The sequence below is a fragment of the Ruegeria sp. AD11(2025) genome (assembly GCF_056542405.1).
Genome location: NZ_JBQFZU010000002.1, coordinates 111,322 through 129,469 on the forward strand (window position 1 = coordinate 111,322; position 18,148 = coordinate 129,469).

The 18,148-nt window shown below is 59.2% G+C and carries 16 protein-coding genes and 1 riboswitch; of the genes, 11 read left to right on the top strand and 5 right to left on the bottom strand.

Translation table 11 applies throughout. The features are described 5' to 3' along the window. Positions 1–60: 60 nt before the first annotated feature. Positions 61–786, bottom strand: a complete 726-nt coding sequence (locus ACR1XY_RS02415) for an FG-GAP repeat domain-containing protein (RefSeq protein ID WP_480589603.1) — start codon at positions 784–786, stop codon at positions 61–63. Beyond that, a complete protein-coding gene (locus ACR1XY_RS02420; protein ID WP_170324526.1) occupies positions 786–1,109 on the bottom strand; it encodes a 2Fe-2S iron-sulfur cluster-binding protein in 324 nt (107 codons plus the stop codon). Before ACR1XY_RS02420 ends, ACR1XY_RS02415 begins: the two co-directional genes overlap by 1 nt. Positions 1,110–1,236: 127 nt before the next feature. Here ACR1XY_RS02420 and ACR1XY_RS02425 point away from each other — a divergent pair, with 127 nt between their 5' ends. Together ACR1XY_RS02425 and ACR1XY_RS02430 are read left to right on the top strand one after the other, a co-directional pair. Further along, positions 1,237–1,674, top strand: a complete 438-nt coding sequence (locus tag ACR1XY_RS02425; protein ID WP_480589604.1) for an OB-fold nucleic acid binding domain-containing protein — start codon at positions 1,237–1,239, stop codon at positions 1,672–1,674. Positions 1,675–1,710: 36 nt separating this feature from the next. After that, complete coding sequence (locus tag ACR1XY_RS02430) at positions 1,711–2,652, top strand: hypothetical protein (protein WP_480589605.1); 942 nt, start codon at positions 1,711–1,713, stop codon at positions 2,650–2,652. Between the two features lie 48 nt (positions 2,653–2,700). Here the strand turns inward: ACR1XY_RS02430 and ACR1XY_RS02435 are convergent, their stop codons facing one another. Then, positions 2,701–3,390 carry a glutathione S-transferase N-terminal domain-containing protein gene (locus tag ACR1XY_RS02435; RefSeq protein WP_480589606.1) on the bottom strand — a complete coding sequence of 230 codons (690 nt, stop codon included), beginning with the start codon at positions 3,388–3,390 and terminating at the stop codon, positions 2,701–2,703. 122 nt (positions 3,391–3,512) lie between these two features. After that, positions 3,513–3,590, top strand: a riboswitch (SAM riboswitch). Positions 3,591–3,655: 65 nt separating this feature from the next. Here ACR1XY_RS02435 and metZ point away from each other — a divergent pair. The 5 genes from metZ to ACR1XY_RS02460 all read left to right on the top strand — a co-directional run bounded on the left by metZ (position 3,656) and on the right by ACR1XY_RS02460 (position 10,332). Beyond that, on the top strand, positions 3,656–4,846 hold the full coding sequence (gene metZ / locus ACR1XY_RS02440; RefSeq protein ID WP_480589607.1) for an O-succinylhomoserine sulfhydrylase: 1,191 nt from the start codon (positions 3,656–3,658) through the stop codon (positions 4,844–4,846). 170 nt (positions 4,847–5,016) lie between these two features. Then, complete coding sequence (gene folE2, locus ACR1XY_RS02445; RefSeq protein ID WP_480589608.1) at positions 5,017–6,120, top strand: GTP cyclohydrolase FolE2; 1,104 nt, start codon at positions 5,017–5,019, stop codon at positions 6,118–6,120. 272 nt (positions 6,121–6,392) lie between these two features. Beyond that, on the top strand, positions 6,393–7,259 hold the full coding sequence (locus ACR1XY_RS02450) for a hypothetical protein (RefSeq protein WP_480589609.1): 867 nt from the start codon (positions 6,393–6,395) through the stop codon (positions 7,257–7,259). Positions 7,260–7,309: 50 nt separating this feature from the next. Further along, positions 7,310–8,758 carry a TrkH family potassium uptake protein gene (locus ACR1XY_RS02455; RefSeq protein WP_480589610.1) on the top strand — a complete coding sequence of 483 codons (1,449 nt, stop codon included), beginning with the start codon at positions 7,310–7,312 and terminating at the stop codon, positions 8,756–8,758. Next, on the top strand, positions 8,758–10,332 hold the full coding sequence (locus ACR1XY_RS02460; protein ID WP_480589611.1) for a thiamine pyrophosphate-binding protein: 1,575 nt from the start codon (positions 8,758–8,760) through the stop codon (positions 10,330–10,332). Before ACR1XY_RS02455 ends, ACR1XY_RS02460 begins: the two co-directional genes overlap by 1 nt. A 49-nt stretch (positions 10,333–10,381) precedes the next feature. Here the strand turns inward: ACR1XY_RS02460 and ACR1XY_RS02465 are convergent, their stop codons facing one another. Then, a complete protein-coding gene (locus ACR1XY_RS02465; RefSeq protein WP_480589612.1) occupies positions 10,382–12,121 on the bottom strand; it encodes a serine protease in 1,740 nt (579 codons plus the stop codon). A 205-nt stretch (positions 12,122–12,326) separates the two neighbouring features. Between ACR1XY_RS02465 and ACR1XY_RS02470 the strand changes: the two genes are divergently transcribed. Further along, entirely contained in the window at positions 12,327–13,256 is a 930-nt protein-coding gene (locus tag ACR1XY_RS02470) for a glycine--tRNA ligase subunit alpha (RefSeq protein ID WP_480589613.1), read from the top strand. Positions 13,257–13,264: 8 nt separating this feature from the next. Here ACR1XY_RS02470 and ACR1XY_RS02475 read toward each other — a convergent pair whose 3' ends face one another. After that, entirely contained in the window at positions 13,265–13,897 is a 633-nt protein-coding gene (locus tag ACR1XY_RS02475; RefSeq protein WP_480589614.1) for a MarC family protein, read from the bottom strand. 91 nt (positions 13,898–13,988) lie between these two features. On the opposite strand from ACR1XY_RS02475, the gene ACR1XY_RS02480 reads away from it, so the two are divergent. The 3 genes from ACR1XY_RS02480 to glyS are packed head-to-tail and all read left to right on the top strand — an operon-like array spanning position 13,989 to position 18,108. Beyond that, positions 13,989–14,510 (top strand): DUF6446 family protein, encoded by a 522-nt coding sequence (locus ACR1XY_RS02480; protein WP_480589615.1) that lies wholly within the window; start codon positions 13,989–13,991, stop codon positions 14,508–14,510. A gap of 7 nt (positions 14,511–14,517) precedes the next feature. Beyond that, positions 14,518–15,732, top strand: a complete 1,215-nt coding sequence (gltS, locus tag ACR1XY_RS02485; RefSeq protein ID WP_480589616.1) for a sodium/glutamate symporter — start codon at positions 14,518–14,520, stop codon at positions 15,730–15,732. A 9-nt stretch (positions 15,733–15,741) separates the two neighbouring features. Next, positions 15,742–18,108 carry a glycine--tRNA ligase subunit beta gene (gene glyS, locus ACR1XY_RS02490; protein ID WP_480589617.1) on the top strand — a complete coding sequence of 789 codons (2,367 nt, stop codon included), beginning with the start codon at positions 15,742–15,744 and terminating at the stop codon, positions 18,106–18,108. Positions 18,109–18,148 lie beyond the last annotated feature (40 nt).

The window sequence follows — 18,148 nt, forward strand, 5'->3', positions numbered from 1 at the left end:
AAAGATGCGACGTCAAAGGCCTTGGGCCGGGCAGCCCGCTGGCGCGGGCTGCGGTTGGGCTTAGCGGGAGCAGGCTATTACTCGGTTCATTGCGTCAGCTGAGAAGGGGCCTAATTCGGTCCGTCGCCAGCCTTCAGCGAAATGCACACTCACGATGTCATTCCAATCACCGCTGGCGACAATGAGTTCAGGGCCTAGTCCGCAATCTCGGATCCCGCCGGTGATGAAGTCTTCGCCGATGCGATGGTTGGTCAGGCCGGGCAAAGCGGCGATCTCGGTCAGGTCGCCATCCTTGAAACGCCAGATGCGCAGGGTCTTGGCAAGGTGGGGTCGGTCGATATAGGCGACCTCTACGAAGCCATCGCCGTCCAGATCCGCTGCGCCAACGGGCGCGAGCCAGCGAAATCGGGTGCCGATGTAAGGCGTTGCGGCAACTAGGCCACCGCCATTATAGATCGCAAGCCGTGCACCCTTGTCGCGGTGGCTTTCGACCACCATGGCTTCGCGCTTGCCGTCATTGTCTATATCGACGAGACGTGGATTGATGTCTTCAAAAACTCGTTCTTCGGGCAGCCGGATCGTATATTCAGCCCATCCGGGCAGGTATTGCAGAACCAGCGCACCATATTCAATCTGATCGCCGAGAACCCAATGCGGGTAACGCGCCGTAGGCTCGGAGTATTCCGCCGAAACTAACGGCTCGTTTTGCCAGATTTGCTGGGGCCGGGCCGCAATGGGACAAACGCAGAGGGCGATTGCTAGGGCGGCGACCGGCCGGGGCGTCATTAGATCTGCTTTTCGGGCATCTGGACCACCAGACCGTCCAGCTCATCCGTGACCTTGATCTGGCAGGTCAGGCGTGAACGCGCTGGGTCGGGCTCATAAGCGAAGTCCAGCATGTCCTCTTCCATGTCGTCCTTGGCCGGAACCTTCTCTACCCAGTCGGGGTGGAGGTAGACATGGCAGGTCGAGCAGGCGCAGGCGCCGCCACAATCGGCTTCGATGCCGGGAATGTTGTTGTCACGGGCGCCTTCCATGACGGTCAGTCCGTTGGCGACCTCGACTGTATGCTCGGTACCGCTGTGCTCGACATAGGTGATCTTTGCCATTGCGTGCGTCTTCCTTTTTCGATTGTCGGAGTCTTCCTTAGTGAAGGCATTTAGGTCTTTCCAGCCTCATTTGCGACTCATCACGCCGCGTCTGGACTTTCCTGCCATTTGTTCTATCTTTGTTCTCATGCTTATTACCCCTGTTCGCCCTACGGTTTCAAACCGGGACTGGCCGCGCCCGCCTTCCTGTTTAACTTCTGACAGGCTGGACGACCCGCCCGAGGGCGCGCGCGTGACGGTGGCGGGGCTGGTGATTTTGCGACAAAGGCCGGGGACGGCCAAAGGGGTGATATTCGTCACGCTTGAGGATGAGACCGGGATCGTGAACGTGGTGGTCTGGCGCAAGATTTACGAGCAGTTCCGCCGCGCGGTGATCTCGGGGCGGTTGCTGAAGGTCACCGGCCGCATGCAGCGGGCGCATTCGGTGATCCATGTGATTGCGGAAGAGATCGAGGATATCTCGGGGATGCTGGATATACTGGTGCGGGGTGCGGCAAAATCCGGGTACAACTCTGCGCGCAGGTGGCATGAAACTCCTGCGCCGTCACTATTTCGCCAAAGTTGAGTGCATTCTGAAAGTACAATTCAGGGATGTTAATTTATGCAAAACAAATATTTGTACCGCATTTACCGTTTGCGGCGGTTGATAGTCACCAGTCTGATTTTACTGTTCGTGCCATGGGCCATTGGTTGGCAATTGTTCGGCCCATCCGCATTGCTTGAAAGCCCAGCTGCAAGTGCCGGTGTCGCCGTTATCTGCACGTCGATTATTCTGGGCCTAGTGCTGGTTTACCCTCGGGTGTGGTGGGAAACAGTGACGACCGCGTTTGTCTTCGGGTTCGTGCTGATGTTCCTGCCGGTCACAGAAGCGATACCTGAACTGGCGCCAACTGCTAATCGTGGTGCAATTACGGCATGGCTCATATTCGGAGTCGTCTTTGGCAATATATTCCTGTGGTTGGGCCTGAACTGGTTGCCCGCGACCTTAATTAACGTTCCACTCGGGCTGCGTGAGTGGAAGTCACGCATCCGATACGACATGACAGCGGACCGGGCGTTCCAAACCCTAAAAACAACTCCGGACAGTTTTGATGGGAAATACAAAACCGCCCCGGTGGGCAATGACGGGCTGTTCACGGTTTCCTCAATCATAAACACGGTTAACCCGGGCACCTTGGACCCTGAGAGAGAAGAGTTTCTTTATAAATGCAAGATCGAACAGGAAGGTGAAACCACTCAGGTGATCTCAAGTTATTATACGATCGAGGGTGAAGCCCGCGTGGACGTTGAACGTCTGACCGTGCGGCCAGCCGGGCAAGGCGCGATTTGTGAAACGTGCGTAGTAAAAAGTCGCCGTAACTTCTATGAAGATCTTGGCTTTTGGCTGCAGGAATTCGGTGCAGATCATATGTATAGCAGGTTGGAACGGTCAGAGGGGCGGCCTTCGGTCGCTTTGGTGGACTTGCCTTACATTACGCCGCTGGTCGGATTGGCCCGGTTCTTCGAGCAATTCAACGAGGACCCTCCGGGGGCGCAGCGGTAGCCTGTTCCAACGACAAAGCGAGCGTCTAAGTCAGAGTATCTGGAAAGTTCACCGCCTAAACAACACCCCCTGTTCCTGCTTACCCCGATGATCCCCGCGCAACTCGGCGTGTAGGGCGCGTCCTGCCTGTACTGCCGGGCGGGCACTGACTGTCTCCAGCCAGCGGGTGAAGTGGGGTTTGTCGTCCAATACCTGCTGTTGACCCTCCCACAGGCTGGCCCAGCCCCAAATCGACATGTCGGCGATGGAATAGAAATCGCCCGCGACGTATTCGTTCCCGGCCAATCGCCGGTCGAGCACGCCGTATAGACGTCCGACCTCGGCACGGTAGCGGTCTTGGGCGTAGGGCAGGTCCTGCGGCGGGTCCAGTTGCGGAGCGTATTTCAGGAAGTGGTGCGCCTGACCGGCCATTGGGCCGACGCCGCCCATCTGCCACATCAGCCATTCTTCGACGGCGATCCGGTCACGCTCGGTTTTGCCGTAGAACTGCCCGGTCTTGCGGGCCAGGTACATCAGGATCGCGCCGCTTTCGAAGACCGAGACCGGCGCGCCGTCCGGGCCGTCGGGATCGACGATGGCGGGCATCCGATTATTGGGGGAAATCTTCAGGAACTCGGGGTCGAACTGATCACCCTTGCCGATATTGATCAGGTGGGTGGTGTAGGGCAGCTCCATCTCCTCCAAAGCGATGGATGCCTTCCAACCATTGGGCGTGGGCCAGAAATACAGATCGATCATGGTGCCTCCTCAGGTTGAGAGGATCATGCGGTATTCTGCGTAATCGGCAAGAGGGTGTTACGAAAGCGTGACAGCGCGGCGACCGGGCTTGACGGCCAAGTGCGCGCGGCGTATTTGCGTCGCAGAAGCTACGTGGCGATTTGTTACCGGATTGCGGGCCACGCTAAACAACACCGCTAAAAGGTCAGGATGAAAGGCCCCTTTCGCTTGACCGCGTCTGGGGTTTTTTTGATGCCCTTGCCAGACAAGGGTCGAGAGGAATGACATGAGCGAGAGCTGGAACAAACGCACCCAAGCCGTCCACGGCGGCATCCGTCGCAGCCAATATAACGAGGTGTCTGAGGCGATCTTTCTGACGCAGGGCTTCGTCTATGAAAACGCCGAACAGGCCGAAGCCCGGTTCATCGAGACCGGCCCGGATGAGTTCATCTATGCCCGTTACGGCAACCCGACGGTTTCGATGTTTGAACAGCGCATCGCTGCGCTTGAAGGGGGCGAAGACGCTTTTGCTGCAGCGTCGGGCATGGCGGCTGTTAATGGTGCGCTGACCTCGATCCTGAAGGCGGGCGATCACGTCGTGTCCGCCAAGGCGCTGTTCGGGTCGTGCCTGTATATTCTGGAAAACATCCTGACCCGCTATGGCGTTGAGGTCACCTTTGTCGACGGCACCGATCTGGGCGCGTGGAAAGCGGCGATCCGCCCGGACACCAAGGCGGTGTTCTTTGAATCCATGTCGAACCCGACGCTCGAGGTGATCGACATTGCCGCCGTTTCGAAACTTGCGCATGAGGTCGGGGCGCTGGTGGTGGTGGACAACGTCTTTTCCACCCCGGTCTTTTCGCGTGCGATCGAGCAGGGCGCTGATGTGGTCGTCTATTCCGCGACCAAGCATATCGACGGGCAGGGGCGCGCGCTTGGCGGTGTCGTAATCGGCACCAAGGAATTCATCCGCGGCACGCTTGAACCCTATATGAAGCATACCGGCGGTGCGCTCAGCCCGTTCAACGCCTGGGTCATGCTGAAAGGTCTGGAGACGATGGCCCTGCGGGTCAACGCACAAGCTGAGACGGCTCAGACCGTGGCCGAAGCATTGGAAGGTCACCCTGCGCTGGAGCGGACTCTGTATCCGGGGCTGAAAACCCACGCGCAGAATATGCTGGTTCAGACGCAGCTGGGTGGCAAGGGTGGTACGGTACTGTCGTTGGACATCAAGGGCGGAAAGGGCGCGGCGTTTGCGTTTCTGAATGCCCTAACAATCCCGGTGATCTCGAACAACCTGGGCGACGCCAAGTCGATAGTGACGCACCCGGCCACAACGACGCATCAGCGGCTAAGCGATGAACAGAAAGATGAACTGGGCATCACGCCGGGATTGATCCGCCTGTCCATCGGCCTGGAGGACACAGGCGACCTGCTTGCCGATATTAAGCGCGCATTGGACGTTTCCCAGCGCTGAGACCAGTCTATTTCCAGCTATACCCGGGGTCGAATCCGACCGTAGGGGCACAAATCACGTGTCCCTCACGTAAATTCGATCCGGGCTGTGTTTCGGCGCGTATACAGTTACACTGGAAAACGCGCCGAACCCGTATATAGTCCGGCGACCAACCCGAGGAGCCCCGATCGATGAACGTGCACCCCCGCAGCATTGATGACGCACCTGACCATGATGAGGCCGCCGCCGCGCTGAAAACATTGCGCAAGTGGGCCGAAACCGCGACCGAAGCCGAGATCAGCCAGCTTGATCCCGCCATCGCGCGCCTTGTGCCGGGGCTGGCTCCAACGAATTACCCGTCGCTTTCGCGGGAGTACCCGGAAGGGTTTGAGGCCGACGACGCCTATCGTGCGACATTGCCGGATCTGCAGAACGGCCCGTCCAGTCTGATCCGCGGGGCCAAACAGCAGATTCAGCATGTGGGCATCTCGAACTTTCGCCTGCCGATCCGATTCCACCGTAAGCATGGTGACGACCTTACGCTGGAAACATCCGTTACCGGCACGGTCAGCCTCGAGGCTGAAAAAAAGGGCATCAACATGTCCCGGATCATGCGTTCGTTCTACAAACATGCCGAGCGCACGTTCAGCTTTGAGGTCATGGAGGCTGCGCTGAATGACTATATGACCGATCTGGATAGTTTTGATGCGCGTATCCAGATGCGGTTTTCCTACCCGGATCGCGTCAAAAGCCTGCGCTCGGGTCTGGAGGGATACCAGTATTACGACATCGCACTGGAACTGGTTGAACAGAAGGGTGTGCGTCAGAAGATCATGCATCTTGACTACGTTTATTCCTCGACCTGTCCTTGCTCACTGGAACTTAGCGAACACGCACGGTCCACGCGTGGTCAGTTGGCGACGCCGCATTCGCAGCGGTCTGTTGCGCGTATTTCGGTCGTTGTCGATTGCGACGCGGACTGTCTGTGGTTCGAGGACCTGATCGCGCTTTGTCGTCGTGCGGTACCGACGGAAACACAGGTGATGGTCAAGCGCGAAGACGAACAGGCCTTTGCCGAGTTGAACGCAGCCAACCCGATCTTTGTCGAGGATGCCGCCCGCCTGTTCTGTGCCGAGCTTCAGGCCGACCACCATGTTGGTGATTTCCGTGTGGTGGCCAGCCATCAGGAAAGCCTGCACAGCCATGATGCAGTGTCGGTTCTGACCGAAGGCCCGACCTTTGTCTCGGCCAGCCTGGACCCGCGCCTGTTCTCGACCCTCTTTCACATCGGGTGACTGAGAAGGCGCACTTGAAGTCTCGAAATTAGACAAATGGCGAATTTTTGCCGCACCGCAGCGAAAATTGCTGCGGCAGCACTTCCTTTGACGTAGAGTAAGGGAGATTGCAGCCGTGGCACACGCGTTTTCGAACCGCTTCGCCACACTGAGAGGAAGCCGAGACGTGAGACGCCCCGGGACTTCAAGCCTTGGCAATCTGCCCGAGACATCAGGGCGGAGCAGGGTGCTTCTTTTTGAAGGTTGCATCGCTTTCACAGGAGAAACGACTAATGAATCCGATTACCCAGCCGCTGGAATTTCAGGCGGCGGCCATTCGTATGGCCGGCTACGCGGTTAGCAACCAACTGAAGATCATGCAAATTCTGGCCACCTCCGCCATGGAGTTGCCGTTTGCACCTGTACATGCCTTGCACGCGTCGTCCGCACGTCCAGCGCCGGCAGCTGCAAAGCCGGAATTCAAGTCCAAAACGGCCACAGCCACGCCCAAACTGGCGGCAGCACCAAAGGCCAAGCCGGTCGCGCGGGCCAAGGCGGCTGTGACGCCAAAGGGCGAATCGCCTAAACCTGCCGCGGCCAAAAAAGCGACCGCTTCGGCCAAGAAGGCGGCCACCCCAGCCAAGGCAACGGCTGAACCGGCAGTATCAAAGCCCGCTGACGCAGCAATACCGCAAGAGGCCAAACCGGCGGCTGCCGCGCCCAAGTCCCAGGCGCGCACCCGCGGAACGGCTACTGCGAAGCCCGCGGCCGCCAAGCCCGCACCCAAGGCACAGGCGCCCGAGCCCGCCACGGCCAAAACGGCTGCTAAACCCGCAGCGGCTAAGGCTCCGGTAAAAGCGGCATCGCCTAAACCTGCGGCCCCTAAAGCTGCCGCCAAGCCCGTGGCACCCAAGGCGCAGGCCGCGAAAACCGAAGTCCCGAAGGCTGAGATTGCCGAGCCGGTTGCGCCTGCGGCAAAACCTGCTGCACCTGTGGCCCAAACCGCTGCACCTGATGCCAAACCTGCCACCGCTGAGGCTGAGGTCAAACCGGTCGCGCCCAAGACAGAAGCCACCACGCCGGTAGCGCCTCAGCGCCGGACGCGTGCGCCTTCGAAGCCGCCCTCGATGCCCACACCCGCCAGTAAAACGGACGAGTAAACGGGACATCCGCTTGACACGGTCGTGCAGGCGCGCCAACGCTGCGCCTCATGACGGACATGCGCCCGGTTGGATATGTGATTGGCCTGTTGGTCGCCATTCTTGGGGCGACCATGCTGCTGCCCATGCTTGCGGATCTCATTGAAGGCCGGGGCGAATGGCACGTATTTCTGGAGAGCGGCGTCATCACCATGCTGACGGGTGTTGTCCTGTCCATCAGCTGTTCGAACGGGGTGGGCGAAGGTCTGACGATCCGTCAGACCTTTTTGCTGACTACCGGCGTCTGGGTGGCGCTGCCGCTTTTTGGTGCCATCCCGTTTTTGTTCGGTGAGACAGAACTGCGCTTTGTCGATGCCTATTTCGAGGCGATGTCAGGACTGACCACCACCGGTTCGACCGTCATATCCGGTCTCGATGACTTGCCGCAGGGCCTGCTGCTGTGGCGCGGCGTTCTGCAATGGCTGGGCGGGATTGGCATCATTGTTGTCGCCATGGTGTTCCTGCCCGAACTTCGGGTGGGTGGTATGCAAATCTTCCGCTCGGAAGGGTTTGAAACCATGGGGAAAATTTTGCCGCGCGCGCAAGAGATCGCGGGCCAGATATCCCTGATCTACGTTTTTCTGACTTTAGTCTGCGGCTTGGTCTATGCCGGTCTGGGGATGAGCTTTTTCGACGCCGTCGTGCACGCGATGACCACCATCGCCACAGGCGGGTTTGCGAATTACGATTCCTCCTTTGCGGTGTTTTCAGGACCAACCGAATACGCGGCTGCGGTCTTCATGATCCTCGCTGCGCTGCCGTTCGTGCGATACGTTCAGTTCGCCAACGGCAATACGAACTCTCTATGGCAAGACAGTCAGATCAAGACCTTTCTGGCGACGATCCTGGTGCTTGTCCTTGTCATGGCAGTATTCCTAATCTCGGTCTTTCCGCATCATTGGGAGCAGGCGTTCCGAGAGTCGCTGTTCAACATCACCTCGATCATTTCCGGTACGGGCTATGCCAGTGTCAACTATATGACCTGGGGCAATTTCCCGGTCATGCTGTTCTTTCTGATCGGGCTGATTGGGGGATGCGCGGGATCGACCGCCTGTTCAATCAAGATCTTCCGCTATCAGTTGCTGTTCGCCTCGATCAAAACCCAGATCAGCCGTATCCGGTCGCCGCATGGTGTGTTCAACCCGCGCTATGATGGGCGTACAATCGGGCCGGATGTTCTGAGCTCGGTGATGAGCTTTTTCATGTTCTTCGTGCTCTCGATGGGCGTGCTGGCCTGGGCGCTGGCATTGACGGGTCTGGACTTCATCACTTCCGTCTCGGGCGCGGCGACGGCGCTCGCCAATGTAGGGCCGGGGCTGGGGAATCAGATCGGTCCTGCGGGCAACTTTGCCGGGCTGAGCGATACGGCCAAGTGGTTGCTATCCATCGGTATGCTGGTCGGGCGGCTGGAACTGCTGGCTGTCTACGCGCTGTTTACTGTCCAATTCTGGAGAAGTTGATGAGAAGACCTCTGGGTGCCCAGATTTCGCATATGTTGAAAGACAGGGGTGTTGATGTGATTTTTGGTATCCCGGGCGTGCACAATCAGGAAATGTACCGGGGCATCGAAGAAGCGGGCATCACGCATGTTCTGGCCCGTCACGAGCAGGGGGCCGGGTTCATGGCTGATGGTTATGCCCGTGCAACCGGCAAACCGGGTGTCGCATATGTGATCACCGGGCCGGGGCTGTGCAACATCATGACGCCGATGGGGCAGGCCTATACGGACTCGGTGCCGATGCTGGTGATGTCATCCTGTTTGGAAGAGACAGGCGCAAAGCAGGGCCAGTTGCACCAGATGAAGGATCAACGCGGTGCCGCCGAAACCGTGACGGACTGGTCCCGTCAGGCCAACACGTCACAGGCGGCCTATGGGCTGGTCGAGCACGCCTTTGAAGAATTTGAGCTCTCACGCCCGCGCCCCAAGCATATTCAGATACCAATCTCACAGCTTGAGGCCGAGGCTGACCCGGCACCGTTTCCAAATCAACCCGGTTTACGGTCCAAAGCGGTGCCGCCCGATCTGGCGCCGCTTATGTCCTTTCTGAATATCTCGCACCGGCCGCTGTTCATTCTGGGGGGCGGGGCGCGGTCGAACCTGTGGCGGCAAATCCTAACTCAGTTAGGGGCGGCGTGTTTCACCACCTACGCGGGTCGTGGGATGGCAGGGCTTGGCTATGCGCTGGATTTCGGTGCCACTCTGCCGCGCCCGGGCAGTGCTGATGTGATCGGTTCGGCCGATCTTGTGGTCGCTGTCGGGGCGGAACTGGGGGAGGTCGATCTGTGGCGCGACACGCTGGGGCATACCTCTCATCTGGTGCGGGTTGATCTTGATCCGCAGGTTCTGTCCGATCGCCACCGCGCGGGGATCAAGCTGCAGGTCGATGGCGAAAGCTTTGCCCATGCTCTCTGGGCTGCGATTGACGCCGTGAAACCGGCGACGGGCTGGAGGCCCGAAGAGGTAGCCGAGGCCCGCAAACGCTGGCGGGCGGAATCCGATGCCGAACGTCCGGGGATCGTACCTGTGCTGGATGCCCTGCGCGAGGCAATGCCCGCAGACACGATGATCTATTCCGACATGACCCAGTTTGCCTATGTCGCGAAAGAGGTCTGGGACATGGCCTATCCCTATCACTGGCACCACCCGACCGGGTTCGGCACGCTGGGCTATGCGCTGCCTGCCGGGATCGGCGGCGCGGTCGCGCGTCGGGGCAAACCCACGGCCGTGATCGCGGGGGACTACGGGTTTCACTATACGATGATGGAGCTTGGTGCGGCGGTCGAGTTGGGCCTGTCTCTTCCCGTCATCCTGTGGGACAACGCCAAGTTGAAAGAGATCGAAGACAGCATGGTCCGCAGCCAGATTGCCCCGAATGCGGTAGTGGCCCGCAATCCCGATTTCTGCAAATTGGCCGAGGCCTTCGGGGCCTTGTCTGCCGCTCCGGGTAATCTGGAAGAGATGCAGGCAGCCGTGCAGGCCGCGTTTCACGCCTCGGTTCCGACGTTGATCCGGGTGACGCCGGACATCGCCTAGAAAAAAAACGCCGCCCGAAGGGGCGGCGTTTTTGGTTCTTCAGATCAGTTTAGTCCCAGCAATGCACCAGAACGGTCATTCCGTTGGCTCGTCGGCTGAGTTCATTGGGTGAGATTTCCGCCGTGGACTGAGCGGGCTGACCAGACACGCCAGCCTTTTCCAAAGCTTCATTCAAGCGGTCCGTCGTTGCCGCCAGACTGACCGAAGCGGGAAGGGTGCGCCCCTCGGACGGGGTGGGCAACAGCATACCGACAACCTGTCCATTGTCGTCGAAGACCGGGCCGCCCGCATCGCCGGGTCGCGCCGCCAATGCAAGGCGCTTCACGCCGTCCTCACCATCCAGGCCCCGCACATCAGTGATCTGGCCATAGGTCAGTGTCGGTGCACCCAACGCGCCCTCATACGAGAAACCCGATACCGCGACATCCGACTGAATGCGCGGCTTGTCGGCGCTGAACTCGGCGATGCTGATCGGCGCAAGGCTGCGGCGCGGGCGTAGAACAGCGACTCCAAGATCGGGGTCAGCCCAGGCCACCTGAACCTCCTGATCGTCGTTCAGGGTGATCCGAGTGCAGCTGTCCGTTGCCTCGGACACGGTCAGAACTGTGCCGTTTGCGTCGGTAAAGAAGCCGGACCGGGACAGGCGCGGTTTGCGCACTTGCAGGCCCGAGACCAGGTCGATCCGCTGATCGGCATCCGCTCCGGCACCGGCGCCCAGCACGGCGCCATTTGTGGTGAAGCTGGCCTTGATCGCGGCCAGAACCCGCGCGCGGCGGGCCTCATCGCCTTCGGGCCAGACCAGAGTAAAGCCCTTGATCTGGTCGTCTTTCAGCGCCGCCTCGGTGTAGGACACGATCCCGTTACCGCGACCTTCCAGCGTGAAACGGTCGCCGCGCAGTTGCCGCGGGCCGTCCAAGGGCACGATTTCCAGCGATTGCATCACTTCATACAGAGCCCGCAGGGTGGACTTGTTGCCCTTCTGGCTGATCAGCAATGCCTTGGCGTTCAGATCGGATGTGCCGTTGAAATGCGCAAATGGGGCATCATAGCGGTCAAAAGCGATGACACCCAGTGGCAGGTCCAGATCGATGCCCGCCTGCGTGTCCGAGTGACGTTCCATGCCGACGCTTATCAGCGGGGCGTTATAGTCATCCATTAGCACCTCGCGCTGTGCCGTTGTCAGGACACCGGTGGGCTCATAGCCATTAAAACTCTGCCAGTTCCCCATCGAACGCCGGGTGCCTGCACCAAACGCGCCATCGATAGTCGAACTATAAAATCCGGCGGCTTGCAGGGCGGTTTGCAGATCCTTACGCTCTTGCGCGGTCAGCAGACGTTCGGATTGAAGCGCTTGCGACCGTGTCTCATCTGAGGGCTGAGGCGTCAGACCGGCGGTGGATGGGTCAGGTTGTGGTGTGGGCTCAACGGGCGGGGTCACTGCATCCTGATTCAGAGAGCTCGAACCAATGGGCCAGAACTGCTGTCCCAGAGAATTTGAAAACGCGATGTAGCTGTCCGCCGGGATTTGTCCTTCAGCCCGGTAAACGCGCAGGACCTGTTCGGCGTCGCTGCGCAAATAGGGCCCGATAACAATAGCATACCAGCCAGAGTTCAAGCGGAACCCGTTCACATCGGGCAAAACACTCGCATAGGCCTGCGCGCGCTCCTGCGCCTGGCGCAGCGACGGTCGGGCTTCGACCTGTACCCAGACGCCCGCCTCCTGCTGTGCAAACACGGCGCGCGTGCCGAAGAGAAAAAGAAACAAAATTGCAGTGATTACTCGTGTCATTGTCTGCCCGTATCCGCGGTGTTTTGGCTTTGCCGCAGATTACGCGATTTGAGGCGCGGAATGCCATGCCTGGAGTACGGGGATTTTCCAGTGTGGCTGTGCAGTGACAGCCAGACCCGATTGGCCCGTTGACGCTCCTTGGCCCCTTGCATAGGAAGGACAAAACAGACCGGAACCGGGCGCATGCGCGCCCAAAGGGAATGTCATGACCGAATCGTCCAGCGCACCACGTTCTTTTCAAGAAATTATCCTGCGCCTTCAGTCCTATTGGGCCTCGAAAGGCTGCGCCATTCTACAGCCTTACGACATGGAGGTTGGGGCAGGGACGTTTCACCCGGCGACCACGCTGCGTGCTTTGGGGTCCAAGGCGTGGGCTGCAGCCTATGTGCAGCCGTCGCGTCGTCCGACCGATGGACGGTATGGCGAGAACCCGAACCGGTTGCAGCACTATTATCAGTATCAGGTGTTGATCAAACCCAGCCCGCCGGACCTGCAGGAACTGTATTTGGGCAGCCTCGAGGCCATCGGCATCGACATGAACCTGCATGACATCCGCTTTGTCGAGGATGACTGGGAAAGCCCTACTTTGGGTGCATGGGGGCTGGGTTGGGAAGTCTGGTGTGACGGTATGGAAGTTAGTCAATTCACCTATTTCCAGCAGGTTGGCGGCCATGACTGTGCACCGGTTTCGGGCGAGTTAACCTATGGTCTGGAACGACTGGCGATGTATGTCTTGGGCATCGATCACGTGATGGACATGCCCTTCAACGACCCGCAGTCACCCAGCCCGCTGAGCTACGGCGACATCTTCAAACAAACCGAAGAGGAATACGCCCGTTGGAACTTTGACGTGGCCAACACCGAAGTTCTGCTGCGCCATTTCGAAGAGGCTGAGGCCGAGTGCGCTGCCATTCTGGCGCAGGAACATGACGATCCGAAAACCGGTAAACGCATCGTTATGGCGCACCCGGCTTATGATCAGTGTATTAAAGCGAGCCATGTCTTTAACCTGCTGGACGCCCGTGGCGTGATCTCAGTGACCGAACGGCAGGCCTATATCGGTCGAGTACGGGCGCTGGCCAAACAATGCGCCGACGCGTTTCTGGTGACCGAGGCCGCCGGGTTTGAGGCCTGATGGGGCGTTCATGCCAAACCGGGCAACAGCACTTTCAGGCCGTCCGCGATCATGCTGATAGCGATGGCCGACAGGATCATGCCCATGAAGCGGCTCATGATAACGCGCGCATTGCTCGACAATCGCTTGGCCAAAGCAGACGCGTTCCAGAATGTGATGAACAGCAGAAACAGAACAGCCACGAAGACGCTTGCATAGATGATGGCATCCATGGGCTTGGAAATATGGTGAGCATAAAGGATCAGCGTCGTGATCGTGCCGGGCCCCACCAAAATGGGGAAGGCCAACGGGTAGAAGGCAACCGTAGCGGGTTCGGGGTAGTCCTGTTTTTCCCCCTCGGTGCCGTGGTGCGTGGTGCTTTCTTTGCCGCTCAGCATGTTCAGGCCGATCATCAGAACAACAAGACCACCCGCTACGCGCAGATCGTCCACGCTGATTCCAAACAGGCCCAGCGTCTGGTTGCCGACCGCGGCGAAAGCTGCGCCGAGGATCAGGCAGTACGTCGCTGTCTTCGCCGCGACCTTGCGCTGGTCGGCGGGTGTCAGACCATCGGTGACGCTCAGGAATACGGGCAGGTTGGTGATCGGGTTCATGATCGCAAACAGCGCGCCGAAAAAGCCAACGGCAAGGGTCATGTCCATTCCAACAACCTCGTTCCAACCTGTATCAGTTTGGAAACTGGCCCATTTCCCGTGAAGTTGAAAGAGGCCGCGTGATCAGGATGTCCAAAAAATGACCGGAAAACTGCTTGCAATCATCCTCGTCGTATCGGCGGCTTTGGCCGGTTTCGGCATGTATTATTTGCAGGTCTATGGGTTCTACTACGATGTCCCCTCTCAGCCTGGTCAGGATGTTTCCATATTGGTGGAAGGGGCAGAGACCCCGCAGCCAATCCCGTATTCGGCGTTTCAGGCGATTGACGCTGACAGTTCTCCGATCCGGTACCGGGCGTGTTTTTTAACCGATCTGAAGGCCGAAGACTTGGCGACATTCCGGCGAGTTGAAAACCCCGAACCGTTGACTGCACCGGGCTGGTTTGACTGCTACGATGCCGTGGCCATTGCAGAAGCCCTGAAATCCGGGCAGGCGCAAGCGTTCATCGGGGCTAAAAATATCCATTATGGCGTAGACCGCATTGTTGCCGTGACCTCGGATGGCGAGGGCTATGTCTGGCACGCACTGAACAATTGCGGTGAAAAGGCCTATGACGGGACGGTAGTGGGCGAGGAATGTCCGCCCCGGCCTGAAAACTGAGGCTATCATGACCGACGCAGCGCTTCACGTTCCCAATTTTCTGACCGCCACGCTTGGCATTGCGGTCTATCTGATTGGGGCCGAGATCAACGCGCGTGTCGCGTTGCTGCGTCAGTTTAATATCCCCGAGCCTGTCACCGGCGGGTTGCTGGCGTCACTTGTGTTGCTGTTTCTGTATCTCGTGGCAGGGCTTGAGCTGACCTTCGATCTCGCCTCGCGGGATTTTCTGCTGATTGTGTTCTTTGCAGGAATTGGTTTGAACGCTCGACTTGCGGATTTGATTTCCGGCGGCAAACCTTTGTTTTTGCTTCTCATATTGACGCTGGTTACGATCGTTGCCCAGAATGTCGTCGGTGCGGTTGGCGCCGTCGCCTTTGGTTACCCGGCGCAGGCCGGGGTTCTCTTTGGATCAGCTTCTCTGATCGGAGGGCACGGCACAGCTATCGCTTGGGCCCCCGAGGTCGACGCGGTGACCGGTCTTGGCGGCGCGACCGAATTGGGCGTTGCCGTGGCGACGCTGGGCCTTGTGCTGGCTGCTCTGGTAGGCGGGCCGATTGCCCGCTTTCTGGTCGAAGGCAAAAACCTGACCCCAGAACGCCCTGGCGAAGAACACACGGTCGGGCTGCCGGATGATGCCACTGAGGCCGAGACCAAGATCGATCACCTAACCATCATGCGCGTGCTGCTCTATCTGAATCTGGCGATCATCTTTGGTTACATTCTGAGCGAGGCCATTGCAGCCACCGGGCTGAAACTGCCCTTGTTCGTGCCCTGCCTGATCATGGGGATCGTCATTGCCAATATCCGCACTGCACTGGCGCCCAAGGCTCCGCCAGTGTCGCGCACGCCGTCACTGGCGCTGATCTCGGAATTCTCACTGGGCGCGTTTCTGGCCATGTCGCTGATGAGCCTGCAATTGTGGACCATTGCCGAGCTTGGTCTTGCCATAGCCGTCATCATGACCGCGCAAACCCTATTTGCCGTGGCTTTTGTGATCTGGGTGCTGTTCCCGGTGATGGGCGGTAACTATCGCGCCGCTGTGTTGTCAGCCGGGTTCGGTGGCTTTGCTTTGGGCGCGACGCCGACCGCCATTGCCAATATGACCGCAGTTACCAAGCGATATGGCCCGTCTCCTATTGCCTTTATTGTGCTGCCCCTTGTATCCGCATTCTTTGTGGACATCGCCAATGCCATCGTCATTCAGACGATCGTCAATTTCTAAGGACCGAAAATGCCCGACCTGCTGATCGAACTGTTTTCCGAGGAAATCCCCGCCCGCATGCAGACCCGCGCGGGCGAGGACCTGAAAAAGCGGATCACCGACGGTTTGGTCGAGGCTGGCCTGACCTATGCTGGCGCTGCCGCCCTGACCACGCCGCGTCGCCTGACGCTGGCGATTGAAGGGCTGCTGGCTGAAAGCCCGACCATCCGTGAGGAACGCAAGGGGCCGAAAGTTAGCGCACCGGACAAGGCCATCGAAGGCTTCCTGCGTGGCGCTGGCCTGACCCGCGATCAATTGGAGGAGCGCGACACACCCAAAGGCGCGGTCTATTTCGCCACCATCGAAAAAGCCGGACGCCCCGCGGCTGAGATCGTGGCCGAAGTGCTTGAGGCCACCATTCGCAACTTTCCCTGGCCCAAGTCGATGCGCTGGGGCGGTGGCCCGCTGCGCTGGGTGCGTCCGTTGCATTCGATCCTGTGCATCCTGTCCGACGAAACAGGCACGCAGGTGGTGCCGCTTGAGGTCGATGGCATCACATCCGGCGACACCACTGCAGGCCACCGTTTCATGGCGCCGAACCGGTTTTCGGTCACGTCCTTCGACGACTACGCCGCCAAATTGAAGCGCGCCTTTGTCGTGCTGAACCCCGGCGACCGCGCCGAGCATATCTGGAACGACGCGCAGAACATGGCCTTTGCCGCGGGTCTGGAAGTGGTCGACGACAAGGGCCTGCTGGCCGAGGTCGCTGGTCTGGTCGAATGGCCCGTGGTGTTGATGGGGCAGATCGACGAGGAGTTTTTGGAGTTGCCGCCCGAGGTGCTGCAGACCTCGATGAAAGAGCACCAGAAATTCTTCTCGGTCCGCAATCCCAAAACCGGGCGGATCGAACGCTTCATCACCGTCGCCAACCGCGAAACCGCCGACAATGGCGCGACCATTCTGGCGGGCAACCAAAAGGTGCTGTCCGCCCGTCTGGCCGATGCGAAATTCTTCTGGGAGAACGACCTGCGCGTCGCCAAATCGGATATCGCCCAATGGACCCGCGCGCTGGAGAATGTGACCTTCCACAACAAGCTGGGCACACAGGCTGAACGCATCGACCGCATCGCCGCGCTGGCCCGCGAACTGGCGCCCGTAGTGGGAGCGGATGCGGATCAGGCCGAGAAAGCCGCGCGTTTGGCAAAGGCGGATCTGAGTTCCGAGATGGTCTATGAATTCCCGGAACTTCAGGGGCTTATGGGGCGGTATTACATCGAAGCCGCAGGCGAAGACGCCGCCGTGGCCGCCGTGGCGCACGAGCATTACTCGCCGCTCGGTCCCTCGGACGACGTGCCCACCGCGCCGCTGTCGGTGACTGTCGCGCTGGCAGACAAGCTGGACACGCTGACCGGGTTCTGGGCGATTGATGAGAAGCCGACGGGATCGAAAGACCCTTTTGCCCTGCGCCGCGCAGCGTTGGGGGTAATTCGGTTGGTTTTGGAGAATGAACTTTCTTTGTCGGTCGCTGATGTAATCGAAAAGACTGTGGAAATAGGACAAGCGCCAGAATTGGCTTACATCCGAGACATGCAGACCCATATCGAGGCGAGTAAGGGTAAAAGAGACGTAAGTGCCGCTTTCGAATTTGCGATGACTCGAGCGGAAGGTTGGAAGCCTTTGAATCTTTCGTGGCAAGCTGAGGATGAAAACGTAAACACTCAAACTATGCCGGACCCGGATCTCGTTACCGGAATTTACAAAGACGAGTTTGGTTGGCCCTATTCGTCCTTTAACGGCACCGCGCGCAATCGGGCAGACACATCTTATATGCCCTGGTCGGCAACGACGCCTAAGGGGTTTGTGGATAAGCAAGGCGACCTCCTCTCCTTCTTCCACGACCGCCTCAAGGTCTTCCTGCGCGACGAGGGCATCCGCCACGACATCATCGACGCCTGTATCGCGATGGAGGGGAATGACGACCTCAACCTGCTGGTCAAACGCGCCCGTGCTCTGAACGCGGTGATCGCGACCGAGGATGGCGAGAACCTCGTGCAGGGCTTCAAGCGCGCCAACAACATCCTGACGCAGGCCGAGGAGAAGGATGGCGTCGAATACTCCTATGGTGCGGATGTGAAATTTGCCGAGACGGACAGCGAAAAGGCGCTGTTTGCCGCTCTGGACGGGACGCAGGGTAAGATCAACGCGGCGTTAAAGGCCGAGGATTTCCCGTCAGCCATGTCCTCAATGGCCGCGCTGCGTGGTCCGGTGGATGCGTTTTTCGAAGATGTTCAGGTCAATACCGACAACGACATCCTGCGCCGCAATCGCCTGAACCTGCTGAGCCAGATCCGGCAGGTCTGCTCCAGCGTGGCCGATCTCAGCAAGATCGAAGGCTAAGCTATAACGCCCTTGCGCCATTGGTGCAGGGGCTTATGCT

What these genes read in the sequence shown, in the direction of transcription:
- gltS (WP_480589616.1), top strand. Translation starts at nt 14,518, where the DNA reads ATGACCGACGCAGCGCTTCACGTTCCCAATTTTCTGACCGCCACGCTT.
- ACR1XY_RS02430 (WP_480589605.1), top strand. Translation starts at nt 1,711, where the DNA reads ATGCAAAACAAATATTTGTACCGCATTTACCGTTTGCGGCGGTTGATA.
- ACR1XY_RS02425 (WP_480589604.1), top strand. Translation starts at nt 1,237, where the DNA reads ATGCTTATTACCCCTGTTCGCCCTACGGTTTCAAACCGGGACTGGCCG.
- metZ (WP_480589607.1), top strand. Translation starts at nt 3,656, where the DNA reads ATGAGCGAGAGCTGGAACAAACGCACCCAAGCCGTCCACGGCGGCATC.
- ACR1XY_RS02460 (WP_480589611.1), top strand. Translation starts at nt 8,758, where the DNA reads ATGAGAAGACCTCTGGGTGCCCAGATTTCGCATATGTTGAAAGACAGG.
- glyS (WP_480589617.1), top strand. Translation starts at nt 15,742, where the DNA reads ATGCCCGACCTGCTGATCGAACTGTTTTCCGAGGAAATCCCCGCCCGC.
- ACR1XY_RS02415 (WP_480589603.1), bottom strand. Translation starts at nt 786, where the DNA reads ATGACGCCCCGGCCGGTCGCCGCCCTAGCAATCGCCCTCTGCGTTTGT.
- ACR1XY_RS02455 (WP_480589610.1), top strand. Translation starts at nt 7,310, where the DNA reads ATGACGGACATGCGCCCGGTTGGATATGTGATTGGCCTGTTGGTCGCC.
- ACR1XY_RS02450 (WP_480589609.1), top strand. Translation starts at nt 6,393, where the DNA reads ATGAATCCGATTACCCAGCCGCTGGAATTTCAGGCGGCGGCCATTCGT.
- ACR1XY_RS02435 (WP_480589606.1), bottom strand. Translation starts at nt 3,390, where the DNA reads ATGATCGATCTGTATTTCTGGCCCACGCCCAATGGTTGGAAGGCATCC.
- ACR1XY_RS02480 (WP_480589615.1), top strand. Translation starts at nt 13,989, where the DNA reads ATGACCGGAAAACTGCTTGCAATCATCCTCGTCGTATCGGCGGCTTTG.
- ACR1XY_RS02465 (WP_480589612.1), bottom strand. Translation starts at nt 12,121, where the DNA reads ATGACACGAGTAATCACTGCAATTTTGTTTCTTTTTCTCTTCGGCACG.
- ACR1XY_RS02420 (WP_170324526.1), bottom strand. Translation starts at nt 1,109, where the DNA reads ATGGCAAAGATCACCTATGTCGAGCACAGCGGTACCGAGCATACAGTC.
- ACR1XY_RS02470 (WP_480589613.1), top strand. Translation starts at nt 12,327, where the DNA reads ATGACCGAATCGTCCAGCGCACCACGTTCTTTTCAAGAAATTATCCTG.
- folE2 (WP_480589608.1), top strand. Translation starts at nt 5,017, where the DNA reads ATGAACGTGCACCCCCGCAGCATTGATGACGCACCTGACCATGATGAG.
- ACR1XY_RS02475 (WP_480589614.1), bottom strand. Translation starts at nt 13,897, where the DNA reads ATGGACATGACCCTTGCCGTTGGCTTTTTCGGCGCGCTGTTTGCGATC.